The following is a 14248-nucleotide window of genomic DNA, read 5'->3' on the forward strand; positions in this document are numbered from 1 at the left end:
TATTTGGTTACTAAATTTAAAAACGATGTATTTTTTAAAATAGTATTCAACTAAAAATTATCTAGCTAAAAGTTTTGGAGAAACTTTGTAAGTAGCAGTATAAATAAGTCCTTTTTCACGATTCTTGTATGTAAGAAAAGCTTTTTTATACCATTTTGGATCTGTAGCTTTTTTATGAAATCTAGTATGATCCATACTAAAATTAGAAACACCATCTACAATGGTATCCATAGTATAAATAGTCAATCCGAAATATTCTGCTTTCTCTAAAACTTTTTCAAAATCTTCTTCAGAGAAATAATGAAGTTGATTTTCTTCAAAATTTTCATTTAAATTTTTGAAATCTAAAAATACATTTTTCTCTAAAAATTCTTGCTGAGTCATAATTGTGAATCGTGTTTCAATATTTCGTGCGAAAGTAATCACAATTTTTGATTATAAATCATTCTTCAGTTTTATAATGTCAGTAATGTGTGTATAAATTACTAAAGGTACTATTGTTGCTGGTAAAAGAATATATGGAAAATATGTTATTGCTCTATTAGGTTGCTCAAAACCAAACTGTTGAAATGGAAGTTCTGATGATAATATTCCGTTAATAAGAATAAACAAGACCAAACATAAACCTATTACATTCCAAATGAGTAGCGCTTTCTTACTTATTATTCTTTTTATAAACAGAAACGCAACTATAGGTGCTGTTAACCCGGCTAAAATATCAAAATTTCTATCTTCAAAAGTCATTAACTCTGGTACCATCTTATGTATAAATAAGAATAGAAGAACGATTTCAACCGGTATTCTAATTGTATGTAAAAATGTGCTTATGGCTATATTTCTATTATCAAGCATCCACTGCTTACGTTTTGATGTAGCTCCATAAACTATGGTTATTAAAGAGGGAAGTAGTATTAAAGTGAATCTTGAGGGAAAAGCTAATGTATTTTTATAAAAGTCATTGTAAGCTAGTATACAATGAATGCCTGACCAAATTAGAATCAATAAGGTTACTAATTTTGGTTTGTTATTTGAAAAATAGAATATAACTATAGTACCTAAAAACGTCAATATAAAAAGAATATCTATCCATATCGGTAAGTCTTCAATCATGATTTACAGGTCGATTATTCTTCAGATATATTATTTTTTATGTTTTTTGATTCAATCAAATTTTTAAGATTATCTAAAGCTTTTTTAATTTCTTCTGAGTTACTTTTATCAGACATTAATTCAATTTTTTTACTCATATTACTATAATTAGCATCAGGGTATAAATTAACTAATTGAGTAAAATAGGTTCCAATTCCTTTTGCTATCATTGTTATACCTTCATCGCTATAAGATTTTTCTTCATTAATTTTATCTAAATAGTTATTGAAGTTTTCAATTAATGTTTGAACATTTGAATTGATCCTATTTAATGTCGATAAAGAATTAGGGTCATCTACCAATTCAATTAATTCATCATTACCTAACTTAAAATATCTTAACTGTAATCCTAAACCAAACTCATAAACCGCTATATTTTCTTTATCATAAATATAATTGTCCTTAAGATCCATTCCTTGATAGATATTGATCATATCTTTCCATTGAGAAAAAAATGCTTCAGCTTCTTGGTTTCTATGTTTTAGACCTAATTCATTATCATCAAGTACAACCTTATAATTTTCATGATCTACTAGTTTTTTTACAATAATATTAGTTTCTGGGTCATCAAAAGAAGGAAGCTTTTCATCATCTTCATATCCATAATTTAATTCTAAACTAGCAGATTTATAATCGTTTATATTCCAAAATCGTTTCTCTGTAGGAAATGAATGTTTTTCTTCTTTACAACTCAATATTAGTAGGGTAAAAATAAAAAGTAATATTACGTTTGGTTTATTCATTTTAGTTTGATTCTTGGTTCTTTGTATTTAGATAGTAAATTTAATAAACTATCGACAGTTTTCTCATATTTCTTTTGTTCACCGAAAACATAACTATGAAAAGTATCATAATCATACTGCTTTTGAAATTTTCTTTCTAGCTTTTTATTTTTAATTATTGTAGCTCTAACTTCTGTATCAGTAGGATTTTTTAATTTTGAAATAGCTTTTTTTATTTTTCGTGCATATAATTCTGTAATCTTAAAATGATATAATTCATGAGTTAATAGTTCTTTACTATTTGAATGAGAATTGTATACGAATGATCTAGATGGATGAAAAAGAGAGGTAACCATAACTCCATCATTATCTATTTTGCTTTCTAGAGTAACATATACATATGCAAAACGATTATTGCCGTAAAGAGTTTTTTTAAAAAACTCTAAGCCGCGAAAATTCTTAAAGGTTATTTCTTCAACTTTATCGTAGGTTATTGGTTTTTCGTAGTCTAAAAAATTTACATTAATTAATATTACAAACGCTATAACGAAAGGTGTTAAAACTAATAAACTATATTTTAAAAACTTTTTCAATTTTTTTAAAGGCACTTTATTTCCTCTTTTATTTTCTTTAACCACAATTACTAATTGATAAAATATGGGTGAGAAATAAAAAACTAAAAAAAGAATGATGATTAAAATATCAGACATCTAAAAATGTTAATAGTTAGTTAATTTAGCGAAAACATAATATTTATCAAATTAACTCTTTTTTAAAAATAAAAAAGCTACTCTATTTGAGTAGCTTTTTCTATATTATAAAATATTTTGGAAAGCAAATCTATATATAATGTATAATAAACTCTTATTTATTAGCAGCTTTTATTTGTTCTCGTAAACCAAAGTAAAAAGTATCAAATTCAGGAGATACTTTGATATTTAAACCTTCAGAAAAACCTCCATCTTTAGCTGATGCAGAAATTCTGGTTGCAGCAACAGAAAAGTTTTTTTGTAACATATTAGCAATACTAGATGCTTGTATTAATGCCATATCAAACTCACCAGTATTCGTAACTGCTTCAACAGTAATATTTGTATTTGAATGCAAGTTTAAAACAGTAGCTATTTTACCTAAATAAGCTTCAGCAGTAGCGTCCTTAGTAGTTAATCCAGTTCTGATGGCTTCATTTAAAGAAACGATTACAGCACCGCTAGCTACATTTATAGAGCTATTTTCGCCTAATGATTTTTTAAAATCTGTTAGTACCAATAACGCAATAGAATCGTGAGTACTAAAAGCATCAGTAATTTGCTTTAATTGAGCTTCTTTAGATTGAAGAGAAGCTAAAGTTTTACCAATATTTTCAGATTTTTCAATCGATGCTTTTGTGAAACTATTGATGTTTTGCATTAACGATTTATTTGTTTCTAATAACTCATCAGCTTGTGCTTTATAAGATTCCGACTCTGTTTTACTAACAATCTCTTTTTTCCTAGAAATAGCTAATTCACTTTCTGTTTCAGAAATTTGTGTTTTTAAATTGTCTATTTCTAATATTAAATCACTTTTTTTCTGTGCTTGCATTGTTACTATGCTCAACATGAAAACTACTAAAAGGGTGAAATTTTTAATCATTATTTTAATAAATTATAATTTGATACTTATTTATTGGTAATTACCGATTTTCCTCCTAAAAAAATACAATCGTATAATTCTTGCATACCGTTAAAAGGAACGGGTGTTTTTTGATATTTATAAGCTGAACGTAAATCTCTATTCATATCAGTGTCATCTACATTTACTTGTATATCTTCCATATGAAATTGACAAGGATGTTCATAACCAGCTGCATGTGTAATTTCTAAAAATTCTTTTCTAAATGATTTAAAGTATTGCGCTAAACGATCTGATTTTAATGGAACATCAATTCCATTTTGCAACCATTTATTTTGAGTAGCAATACCAGTAGGGCAGCGGTTGGTGTGGCAAACTTGTGCTTGAATACAACCAATACTCATCATAGCTTCACGAGCTACATTTATACAATCAACACCCATAGCAAATGCCATAGCTGCTTTTGCTGGAAAACCTAATTTACCACTTCCAATAAATACAATACGATCTGTAAGTTCTCTATTTAAAAATACTTTATATAAACTAGAAAACCCGTAGACCCATGGTAAAGAAACATGATCTGCAAAACTTGGCGGAGCAGCACCGGTACCACCTTCACCACCATCTACAGTTATAAAATCAGGGCCTTTACCTGTTTTTAACATTAAATCTGCTAGTTGTTCCCATTGGTCAATTTTACCAATAGCACCTTTAATACCAACTGGTAGTCCTGTTTCTTCTGCTATTTTTTCAATTAGTTGAAGCAATTCAGGAATTGTTTTAAAAGCTTTATGAGTAGCTGGAGAAAGTACATCCTTTCCAACTTCTACGCCTCTAATTTCAGCTAGTTCAGGTGTGATTTTTGCACCTGGTAAAACACCACCTTTCCCTGGTTTTGCCCCTTGTGAAAGTTTAATTTCAATAGCTTTAATACATGGGTTGTTTTCTACTAATGCTTTAAGTTTTTCGATAGATAAGCTTCCTTCATCAGAACGAACACCAAAGTAGCCAGTTCCAAAATGAAATACTACATCGCCACCTTGTTTATGATAAGGAGACAAACCACCTTCACCTGTATTATGGTAAGCATCAGATTTAGCAACACCTTTATTTAAAGATTCTACTGCTGCAGCCGATAATGAGCCAAAACTCATCGCAGAAACATTTATTACAGACTTTGGTCGGTATAATTTTCTACGCTTATTATAAGCACCCATAACTTTAGCACAAGGCACAAAACTAGTATCTATTTGATTTGGATGTTCCGCAGGCACTTCATACGCCATCATTTGGTTTTTTACAAAAATATGATGATGTGCATAAATATCTCTGTCAGTACCAAATCCTTCGTAATTATTTTCTTTCTTTGCAGAAGCATAAATCCAACCTCTTTCTATTCTATTAAAAGGAAGTTCCTCTCTATTATTTGCTACAAAATATTGACGCATTTCAGGCCCTATACTTTCTAGCCAATACCTAAAATGACCTACAATAGGGAAGTTGTGTGAAATAGTATGTGAGCGTTGAAAAAATATATCTCTAATGGCAACTATTACTATTATAATTAGAAGCCAAACCCACCATGAAATACTAGTTATAAAATCTATCATTTACTTTTAAATTTTGTTCAAATGTATTATTTATTTAAATAATCTAAACTCATTTCAGTAAGTGTTTTTACACCTAAAAGTAAACCACTTTCATCTATCTTAAAATCAGGAGTATGATGCGGAAATGATGTTTCGTTGCCAGGTGTCATTCCTCCTAAAAAGAAATAAAAACCAGGAATTTTTTCTTGAAAATAAGAAAAATCTTCACCACCTGTCGTTGCTTTTGTAATTTTTACATTTTCAGATCCCGCAACACGTTGCATTGTTGGTAACATTTGATTTACTAAATCAGTGTCATTATTAGTTATAGCGGTAAAACTTTCTACTGAAAATGTAGCTTCACCCCCATAGGCTTTAGCTATGGTTTCTGTAATTTCTTTCATTCTGCGTAAAATAAGCTCACGCATTTCAGGGTTTAATGTTCGAATTGTTCCTATAAGTTCAGCACTTTCAGGAATTATATTAAAACGAACACCGCTTGTAATTTTTCCAACCGTAATTACTGCTGCTTCTTCTGTTAAATTAGATTCTCTACTAATTATAGTCTGTAAACCATCAATAATTTTAGCACTTATTAAAATAGGGTCAACGCCTGACCATGGTTGTGAGCCATGTGTTTGTTTACCTTTTACGTTTATTACAAAGCGTTCTACAGCAGCCATTATACCACCTGTTTTATAACGAATAACGCCTACAGGTGTTGCTGAATTTATATGAAGCCCAAAAATAGCATCTACCTTAGGGTTTTCTAAAACATTTTCTTTAATCATTAATTTAGCACCACCTTCTTCACCTGGAGGTGGGCCTTCTTCTGCTGGCTGAAAAATAAATTTAATAGTACCCTTTATTTGATCTTTATTTTTAGATAAAATTTCAGCAACACCCATTAAAATAGCAGTGTGTGTATCATGTCCGCAAGCATGCATAACACCAGTTTCTACACCTAAAAAATCTGCTTTTACATTCGACTTAAATAATAAATCATTTCTTTCTGTTACAGGTAACGCATCAATATCGGCACGTAGTGCGATAACCTTCCCAGGTTTGTTTCCTTTTAAAATACCAACAACACCCGTTTTAGCAACACCTGTTTCAACTTTTATTCCTAAGGATTTTAAGTGTTTTGCAATTTTTTCAGCAGTTTTAAATTCTCTATTCGATAATTCTGGATTTTGGTGAAAATCTCTTCTCCATTCAATTACTTTGCTTTCTATCGATTCAAAATCTTTTTCTGGAATAGAATTTTGTGCAAATGCACAAAACCCGAAAAGTAGAAACCCTTTGAGTATTATTTTTTTCATATGCTAAAATTTAATTAGTCTGTAATCTTCGTTTTGTAATTGAACAAGAGCCGTCATTGCAGAAAGTGAAAGTTGCACCCCATTAATCATTTCTGTTTTTTTAATTTTTCGATGACTAGCTGTTTGGCCACATAAAATTATTTGTACATCAGCATCGATTAATGCATTTATCAATTCTAAATTTGGATTTTTAATGCCATATCTTTCTTTATAAGCAGCATCTGTGAGTATATCTTTAGCTGCAGCGCCATGAATAACTAAAGCTACGTGTAATTGCTTTTTAGACATGCCGGATTGTGCATGCATATTTAAAAAACGAGCACCTGTTTCTATCGAAGCATTACTTTTATTATTTTCTTTAGGACTATAGCCTACATCAAAAACAGCTTTAAAATCGGCAGAAACATCATAATTAAAATCTTGGTCAGCTAATTCAAAAACTTTTCCAAAACCATTAATGATTGGATCTTTAGTTATTTCTTTTTTACAACTAAATTGTATAATAAAAATAGATAAAATTAGAAGGTATTGTATTAATTTCATTAAAGTCTGACTAAGTATTTTGATAATATGGTGTGAATTTTCATCATTCCATTCAAATATATTCAAATTCATTTGAATGGGTAATTATTGTTCATAATTATTAAACGCATCATTTTAGTATGCAATCAATTATAGTTAAATTCACACCTCCATTAAAAAACAAAGTAAAAGCACTTGGAAAACTACATAAATCAGTTGAATGAAGCTCAGCGAGCACCTGTATTACATAAAGATGGACCTTTAATTGTAATTGCAGGAGCCGGTTCTGGGAAAACAAGGGTATTAACGTACCGTATTGCGTATTTGATGAACCAAGGTGTTGATTCGTTCAATATTTTGGCTCTTACATTTACCAATAAGGCAGCACGTGAAATGAAAGAGCGTATTTCAAGTATTGTTGGTAGTACAGAAGCAAAAAATTTGATGATGGGAACATTCCATTCTGTTTTTGCTAGATTGTTGCGATATGATGGAGATAAATTAGGCTTTCCTAGTAATTTCACAATTTATGATACGCAAGATTCCCAACGTTTGATAGCTTCAATTATCAAAGAAATGGGACTTGATAAAGATATTTATAAATATAAACAGGTACAAAATAGAATATCATCTTTCAAAAATAGTTTAATAACAGTTCGTGCTTATTATAATGACAATGATTTGCAAGAAGCCGATGCTATGGCAAAAAAACCCCGAATAGGGGAAATTTATGAAAAATATGTAGATCGCTGCTTTAAAGCAGGAGCTATGGATTTTGATGATTTATTGTTACGGACAAATGAACTTTTAAATCGTTTTCCTGAAGTATTAGCAAAATACCAAGATCGTTTTAGATACGTTTTAGTTGATGAGTACCAAGATACAAACCACTCTCAATACTTAATAATTAAGGCATTATCAGATAAGTTTCAAAATATTTGTGTAGTTGGTGATGATGCGCAAAGTATTTATTCTTTCCGTGGAGCAAATATTAGTAATATTTTAAATTTTCAGAAAGATTACGATAATGTTATAATGTATCGTTTAGAGCAAAATTACAGATCTACTCGTAATATTGTTAACGCAGCAAACTCTATCATAGCTAATAATACAAATCAATTAGAAAAAGTAGTTTGGACCGATAATGATGATGGTCCGGCAATAAAAATACACCGTAGTACTACCGATGCAGAAGAAGGCAGGTTTGTCGCAGGTTCAATTTTTGAGAATAGAATGCAGCATCAAATGTCTAACGGTAGCTTTGCTGTTTTATACCGAACAAATTCACAGTCAAGAGCAATTGAAGATGCCTTGAGAAAACGAGATATTCCTTATAGAATTTATGGTGGTTTATCTTTTTACCAACGTAAAGAGATAAAAGATGTTTTGGCATATTTACGTTTGGTAATCAACCCAAAAGATGAAGAAGCTTTAAAACGTGTAATTAATTTTCCTGCACGTGGAATAGGGCAAAGTACACTTGATAAATTGAGTGTAGCGGCGAACCATTATGGTCGTTCTATTTTTGAAGTTATTGAAAATTTAGATCGTATTAATCTAAAAATTAATAACGGAACTAAAAATAAACTGGCGGATTTTACAAACATGATCAAAAGTTTTCAGATCATGAATGAAACTACTGATGCTTTTGCTTTGTCAGAACATGTAGCGAAAAAAACAGGACTTCTTTTAGAATTTAAAAAAGACGGTACACCTGAAGGAATTGCAAAAATGGATAATATCGAAGAATTATTAAACGGTATTAAAGATTTTGTTGAAGGACAAAAAGAAATTGAAGATGCAACCGGTAACATAAGTGAGTTTTTAGAAGATGTAGCCCTTGCTACAGATTTAGATAATGATACTGGTGATGATGATCGTGTAGCTTTAATGACAATACACTTAGCAAAGGGATTAGAGTTTCCGCATGTGTATATAGTTGGAATGGAAGAAGATTTATTCCCTTCTGGTATGAGTATGAGTACACGGAGTGAGTTAGAGGAAGAACGTCGTTTGTTTTATGTAGCATTAACAAGGGCTGAAAAACAAGCCTATTTAACGTACACACAAAACAGATACCGTTGGGGTAAATTGGTAGATGCAGAGCCTAGTCGTTTTATAGAAGAAATTGATGAGAAATTTGTAGAGAATTTAACTCCTATTGATAGAGCTGGTTATAGGTATAAACCTTTAGTTGATGCTGATATTTTTGGAGATGTAGATAAGAGTAAGTTACGACAAGTAAAACCTAAAAGTGGTGTGCCACCAACAGTAACTACGCCAAATGAAAATCAATTACGCAAACTACGTAAGTTAAAACCAGAATTAGCTCAACCTATAGGTAACACTAATACTATAGATCCAGCCTTGGCAGAAGGAAGTATGATAAACCATACTCGATTTGGTAGGGGTAGAGTAGTTAAATTAGAAGGCGTTGGTAATGATAGAAAAGCAGAAATTCAGTTTGATACTGCTGGCGTTAAAAAGTTGCTTCTCCGTTTTGCAAAACTAGAAGTAATAGGGTAATTTTTTTATTTAGAAATAGTATTCGAAGTATTTTTAAGTTAAATTAAGGCAAAGAGTGCGTTTTTAAAACAGTAAATTTATTTAATAAGAATATTTTTTTATTAATTAATACAATCATGTTATGTCAGAATTTATAAAAATATATCCAGAGAATCCGAACCCTAAAGAAATAAAACGAGTTGTTGATGTTCTTCGTAAAGGTGGTCTAATAATTTACCCTACCGACACTGTTTATGGTTTAGGTTGCGATATAACAAATACAAAGGCATTAGAAAAAATTGCAAGAATTAAAGGTGTTAAATTAGAAAAGGCAAACTGGTCATTTATATGTGCTGATTTAAGTAACTTATCAGATTACGTTCGCCAGATAGATTCTCCCACTTTTAAAATTCTAAAAAGAGCCTTGCCAGGCCCCTATACTTTCATACTACCAGGTAATAATAATTTACCTAAAATATTTAAAAAGAAAAAAACTGTTGGTATAAGAGTGCCTGACAATTCTATAGCAAAAGCTTTAGTTGAGGCATTAGGAAACCCAATTGTATCTACATCAATTAGAGATGAAGATGAATTGTTAGAATACACTACAGACCCTGAATTAATTTATGAAAAGTGGCAAAATTTAGTAGATATTGTTATTGATGGTGGTTACGGAGATAATGTTGCATCAACTGTTATAGATTTATCTGAAGCAGAACCAGAAATTATAAGAGAAGGTAAAGGAAGTTTAGATATTTTTTAATTCATCTATTTTTTTTAAGCACAAAAAAAGGCGACCAATTGGTCGCCTTTTATATTTTTAATCAATTATGATTAATTGATTTTAGGATCTTTCATTCCGTCTTCAATCATTTCATAGAATTGATCTATTTTAGGAAGAACAACTATACGAGTTCTTCTGTTTTTAGCTTTATCTGTAGCAGATACAGGTACATAAGAAGATCTTGCAGCAGCAGTCATACGCTTAGGATCTACATTGTAATCGTTCTGTAAAATTCTAACAATAGCAGTTGCTCGTTTAGCACTTAAATCCCAGTTGTCTAATAAAACACCTTTTCTATAAGGTACTGAATCAGTGTGACCTTCAACCATAAATTCGAAATCTGGTTTGTTATTTACAACTTTAGCAACTTTACCCAAAATTTCATTAGCTCTACCAGTTACGTTATAACTACCGCTGCTAAATAATAATTTATCAGATATAGAAACAAAAACAACACCTTTTTCTACACTAATTTCAATATCTTCATCATCCAAGTTTCCAAGAACACCTTTTAAACTTTGTACTAAAGAAAGGTTTACAGAATCTCTACGAGTAATAGCGTCGTTTAATTTTCTAATAGTTAAATCTTTCTCTTGTAAACTTTCTAAAGATTTCTCTAAATTTTGAGCTCCCTTAGACGAAAGAGTGGTAAGGTTACCCATATTATTAATTAATTCTTGATTATTGCTTTTCAAGAATGCATTTTGATCTTCTAATGTTTTTAAACGAGAAGAAGCAGATGCCTTTTCTTCTAAACATGTATTAAGCTTAACTGATGCAGAATTTAATAAATCTTGAGTTTCTTTATTCTTCGCCTCCAGCTCTGCATATTTCTTTTGTGACACACAAGAGGATAAAAGTAATGTAACCCCTAAACAGCCTAAAATGATTTTCTTCATAATTTTTAAAACTAAAATTAATTTGTTAATTCAAAGTAAAATTATACAAAAACCAATAAGTTAACAGTACTTATTAGTTAATCTTTTACTAAAATGTTAAATTTTCTAATATGATATACGAAATGTGACCATACGATGGACTTCGCTGCATAGTAATTTGGCATGTATTTAGCTTTTTCACGCTTTTTAAAAATCTTATTGAAATTTTTATAAAAGCTCAAATGTGCTTTTAAAATTGCCAGACAATGGTTTAATTTACCTTGAAAAATAAATCTAATCCCTGCAACACCATCTAATAATAATCTAATAAAAATTATTGGGAAAGCTTTTTTACGAGGTAAATTTTTTGCGATAGAATATAAAGAGTTTCTGAAATTTAAATATGTTTTTTTAGGATTCATGTTGCTAAGCGTAGAGCCACCCAAATGATAAATTTTAGAACTACCTACATACATAACTTTATGTCCATGATTTTTGGCTCTCCAACACAAATCTACCTCTTCTTGGTGGGCAAAGTAATCTTCATCAAAACCTTTTAGTTCGTTGAATACCGTTTTTTTGATAAACATACAAGCACCTGTTGCCCAAAAAATTTCTTTTACATCGTTATATTGACCTTTATCTTTTTCTAAAGCTTGAAATATTCTTCCGCGACAAAAAGGATAGCCTAATTGATCAATAAAACCACCAGCAGCACCAGCATACTCAAAATAGTCTTTTTGTTTGTAATCTAAAATTTTAGGCTGAACTATAGCTACTTCATAATCTTTTTTAAAAATATTTCTAATAGGTGTTAACCAGTTTTCAGTTACCTCTACATCTGAATTAAGTAGACAGTAAATATCAGCATCAATATGTACTAAAGCGTCGTTATATCCTTTTGCAAAACCACCATTAGTGGTGTTTTGTACTATCTGAATAGAAGGGTAGTTGTTTTTTATGAAGGAAATTGAATTATCTGTAGATGCATTATCTGCAACATATATTTCAGCTCCTTTAGAATGTGCTTGAACAGAGGGTAAAAATTGTTCTAATAATTTCTCTCCATTCCAATTAAGTATAACTACTGCAATTTTTAACATGTAATCAAAGCCAAATACATATTGGCAAACTTTTTCATTTATAGTATCTATTAGATATTAATAGATAAAATGTGTTCATCATTTTTTGAAGTTCACAAATTAACGGCTAAAATCAGGAATATTCTCTAAAAAAGAATATTTTTCTTCTTCAAAGTCCATTTTACAATATATATGAGTCATTCCATTTGTAACCATTAAAAATTCGGATTGTAATTGCATATTATATTTTGCAATTTGATCAAATGTTATTTGCGTTATAGGTATTTCAGGAGCTTTACACTCAACTAATAAAAAAATATCACCATTAGGTTTAAAGATGACGATATCATATCTTTTTTTTAAAGAGTTGATAGTCAATTGCTTTTCAACGTTAATAAGACTTAGAGGGTATTTTTTATCGTTAATTAAATAATGAACAACATGTTGGCGTACCCATTCTTCAGGTTGTAATACCACAAATTTTTTGCGTACTACATCAAAAATATAGATTTTATTTTCGTTATTTTTGAAACGAAAGTCATAAGTAGGTAAATTTAGCACTTGCATGACACAAATTTGATGATTTTTTCTGAATGGATGAAGTAAAAAAGATTGTAAACGATATAAAAGCAGGAGCTATTAAACCTATTTATTTTTTGACGGGTGAAGAGGCTTATTATATTGATAAGCTTGCTGAATACATTGAAAAAACTATTCTTTCAGAAGAAGAACGAGGCTTTAACCAAATGGTTTTATATGGTAAAGATGTTACAGTAGATGATATTATAAGTAATGCTAAGCGTTATCCTATGATGGCCGAACATCAAGTTATTATTGTTAAAGAAGCACAACACCTTTCAAGAACTATAGAGAATTTGGCAGCTTATGCTGAAAATCCTCAATTATCTACGGTTTTAGTAATTTGTTATAAATATGCCAAGCTAGATAAACGTAAAAAAATATATAAGGCTATAAAAAAAACAGGAGTACTGTTTGAAAGTAAAAAATTATATGAGAATCAGGTATCAGATTGGATTCGTAAAGTTTTAGCAGGTAGCGGTTATACAATTACACCTAAAGCAGCTATATTATTGGTGGAATTTTTAGGAACTGATTTAAGTAAAATAAATAACGAGTTAGAAAAACTTAAAATAGTTATTCCTAAAACTCAAGAAATTACACCTGAAGCCATAGAAATAAATATAGGTATAAGTAAAGATTATAATAATTTTGAGCTAAAAAAGGCTTTAGGGGAACGTAATGTGTTAAAAGCAACTAGAATTCTAAATTATTTTGCACAAAACCCAAAAGACAATCCTTTTGTGTTGACAATTACTTTATTGAATTCATTTTTCACTCAATTACTACAGTATCATGGTTTAAGCGATCATAGCTCTAAAAGTGTAGCGAGTGCTTTAGGTATTAACCCTTATTTTGTAAAAGAGTTTCAGGTAGCAGCTAAAAATTATCCCATGAAAAAGGTTAGTGGAATAATTGCACACTTGAGAGATTTAGATGTAAAAGGAAAAGGAGTAGGAGCTAACTTATCACAAGAAGATCTTTTAAAAGACCTTCTTGTAAAAATCATATAATTTATTATTTACGATCAATGCTATATGTACTAGGACCTACTAAAATAATAACAACAAAAACAAGTAAATAAAGTATAGCCATTTCTTTTTTTGCAAACGAATCTGCTCCGTGGGTTATAAATGCAGCTACAGCCATTGTAATTGCAGCTGGTATTGCAGCCCATCTTGTTTTAAAGCCAAATATGATTAAAATTGGGCATAAAAATTCGCCTATAACAGCTAAAAATAGAGAAGGAGCAGCACCTATACCAAAAGGATCAGCAAATTCTAAATTTCCACTTATTAAATTTTGAAATTTAGGTAAACCGTGAGTTAACATCATCGCAGATACTACAACACGCAATAATAGTAGGCCTATATCATTAAATAGTTTCTTTTGCATAATATTTTGGGGTAATTTTCATTAAAAATAACAATTATTTTGCATTGAAGTAAATTAACTGTAAAATTTTTGAATAACTCATAAAATAGGTCTTGTAAATCAGATTA

The 14248-nt window shown here is 30.1% G+C and carries 15 protein-coding genes; 3 read left to right on the forward strand and 12 right to left on the reverse strand.

Annotation, left to right across the window (positions count from 1 at the left end; all coding sequences use genetic code 11):
- Positions 1–57: 57 nt before the first annotated feature.
- From H0I23_RS05445 to H0I23_RS05480, 8 genes are all read right to left on the reverse strand, one after another.
- A complete protein-coding gene (locus H0I23_RS05445; protein ID WP_216785444.1) occupies positions 58–384 on the reverse strand; it encodes a hypothetical protein in 327 nt (108 codons plus the stop codon).
- A 51-nt stretch (positions 385–435) separates the two neighbouring features.
- Positions 436–1110, reverse strand: a complete 675-nt coding sequence (locus H0I23_RS05450; protein WP_216785445.1) for a hypothetical protein — start codon at positions 1108–1110, stop codon at positions 436–438.
- A 14-nt stretch (positions 1111–1124) separates the two neighbouring features.
- Positions 1125–1892 carry a hypothetical protein gene (locus H0I23_RS05455; protein WP_216785446.1) on the reverse strand — a complete coding sequence of 256 codons (768 nt, stop codon included), beginning with the start codon at positions 1890–1892 and terminating at the stop codon, positions 1125–1127.
- Entirely contained in the window at positions 1889–2581 is a 693-nt protein-coding gene (locus H0I23_RS05460; RefSeq protein WP_216785447.1) for a hypothetical protein, read from the reverse strand. The genes H0I23_RS05455 and H0I23_RS05460 overlap by 4 nt, the downstream gene beginning before the upstream one ends.
- Before the next feature lie 154 nt (positions 2582–2735).
- Complete coding sequence (locus H0I23_RS05465) at positions 2736–3506, reverse strand: hypothetical protein (RefSeq protein ID WP_216785448.1); 771 nt, start codon at positions 3504–3506, stop codon at positions 2736–2738.
- 26 nt (positions 3507–3532) lie between these two features.
- The gene (locus H0I23_RS05470; RefSeq protein WP_216785449.1) at positions 3533–5095 is read right to left on the reverse strand and encodes an FMN-binding glutamate synthase family protein; all 1563 of its coding nucleotides are present in this window, start codon (positions 5093–5095) and stop codon (positions 3533–3535) included.
- 26 nt (positions 5096–5121) lie between these two features.
- Entirely contained in the window at positions 5122–6396 is a 1275-nt protein-coding gene (locus H0I23_RS05475; protein WP_216785450.1) for an amidohydrolase, read from the reverse strand.
- A gap of 3 nt (positions 6397–6399) precedes the next feature.
- Positions 6400–7011, reverse strand: coding sequence for a DsrE family protein (locus H0I23_RS05480; RefSeq protein WP_254073659.1), 612 nt, complete (start codon positions 7009–7011; stop codon positions 6400–6402).
- Positions 7012–7113: 102 nt separating this feature from the next.
- Here H0I23_RS05480 and H0I23_RS05485 point away from each other — a divergent pair, with 102 nt between their 5' ends.
- Together H0I23_RS05485 and H0I23_RS05490 are read left to right on the forward strand one after the other, a co-directional pair.
- Positions 7114–9444 (forward strand): ATP-dependent helicase, encoded by a 2331-nt coding sequence (locus H0I23_RS05485; RefSeq protein WP_216785451.1) that lies wholly within the window; start codon positions 7114–7116, stop codon positions 9442–9444.
- A 121-nt stretch (positions 9445–9565) separates the two neighbouring features.
- Positions 9566–10186, forward strand: a complete 621-nt coding sequence (locus H0I23_RS05490) for an L-threonylcarbamoyladenylate synthase (protein ID WP_216785452.1) — start codon at positions 9566–9568, stop codon at positions 10184–10186.
- 71 nt (positions 10187–10257) lie between these two features.
- On the opposite strand, the gene H0I23_RS05495 is transcribed toward H0I23_RS05490, so the two are convergent.
- From H0I23_RS05495 to H0I23_RS05505, 3 genes are all read right to left on the reverse strand, one after another.
- The gene (locus H0I23_RS05495; protein ID WP_216785453.1) at positions 10258–11106 is read right to left on the reverse strand and encodes an OmpA family protein; all 849 of its coding nucleotides are present in this window, start codon (positions 11104–11106) and stop codon (positions 10258–10260) included.
- 77 nt (positions 11107–11183) lie between these two features.
- Positions 11184–12188, reverse strand: coding sequence for a glycosyltransferase family 2 protein (locus H0I23_RS05500; protein WP_216785454.1), 1005 nt, complete (start codon positions 12186–12188; stop codon positions 11184–11186).
- Between the two features lie 99 nt (positions 12189–12287).
- Positions 12288–12734 carry a type I restriction enzyme HsdR N-terminal domain-containing protein gene (locus H0I23_RS05505; RefSeq protein WP_216785455.1) on the reverse strand — a complete coding sequence of 149 codons (447 nt, stop codon included), beginning with the start codon at positions 12732–12734 and terminating at the stop codon, positions 12288–12290.
- A 26-nt stretch (positions 12735–12760) separates the two neighbouring features.
- On the opposite strand from H0I23_RS05505, the gene holA reads away from it, so the two are divergent.
- Positions 12761–13759 (forward strand): DNA polymerase III subunit delta, encoded by a 999-nt coding sequence (holA, locus tag H0I23_RS05510; protein WP_216785456.1) that lies wholly within the window; start codon positions 12761–12763, stop codon positions 13757–13759.
- Between the two features lie 4 nt (positions 13760–13763).
- Here holA and H0I23_RS05515 read toward each other — a convergent pair whose 3' ends face one another.
- Complete coding sequence (locus H0I23_RS05515) at positions 13764–14141, reverse strand: DoxX family protein (protein ID WP_216785457.1); 378 nt, start codon at positions 14139–14141, stop codon at positions 13764–13766.
- Positions 14142–14248 lie beyond the last annotated feature (107 nt).

It is taken from the genome of Cellulophaga sp. HaHaR_3_176 (assembly GCF_019021925.1).
Taxonomy (GTDB): domain Bacteria; phylum Bacteroidota; class Bacteroidia; order Flavobacteriales; family Flavobacteriaceae; genus Cellulophaga.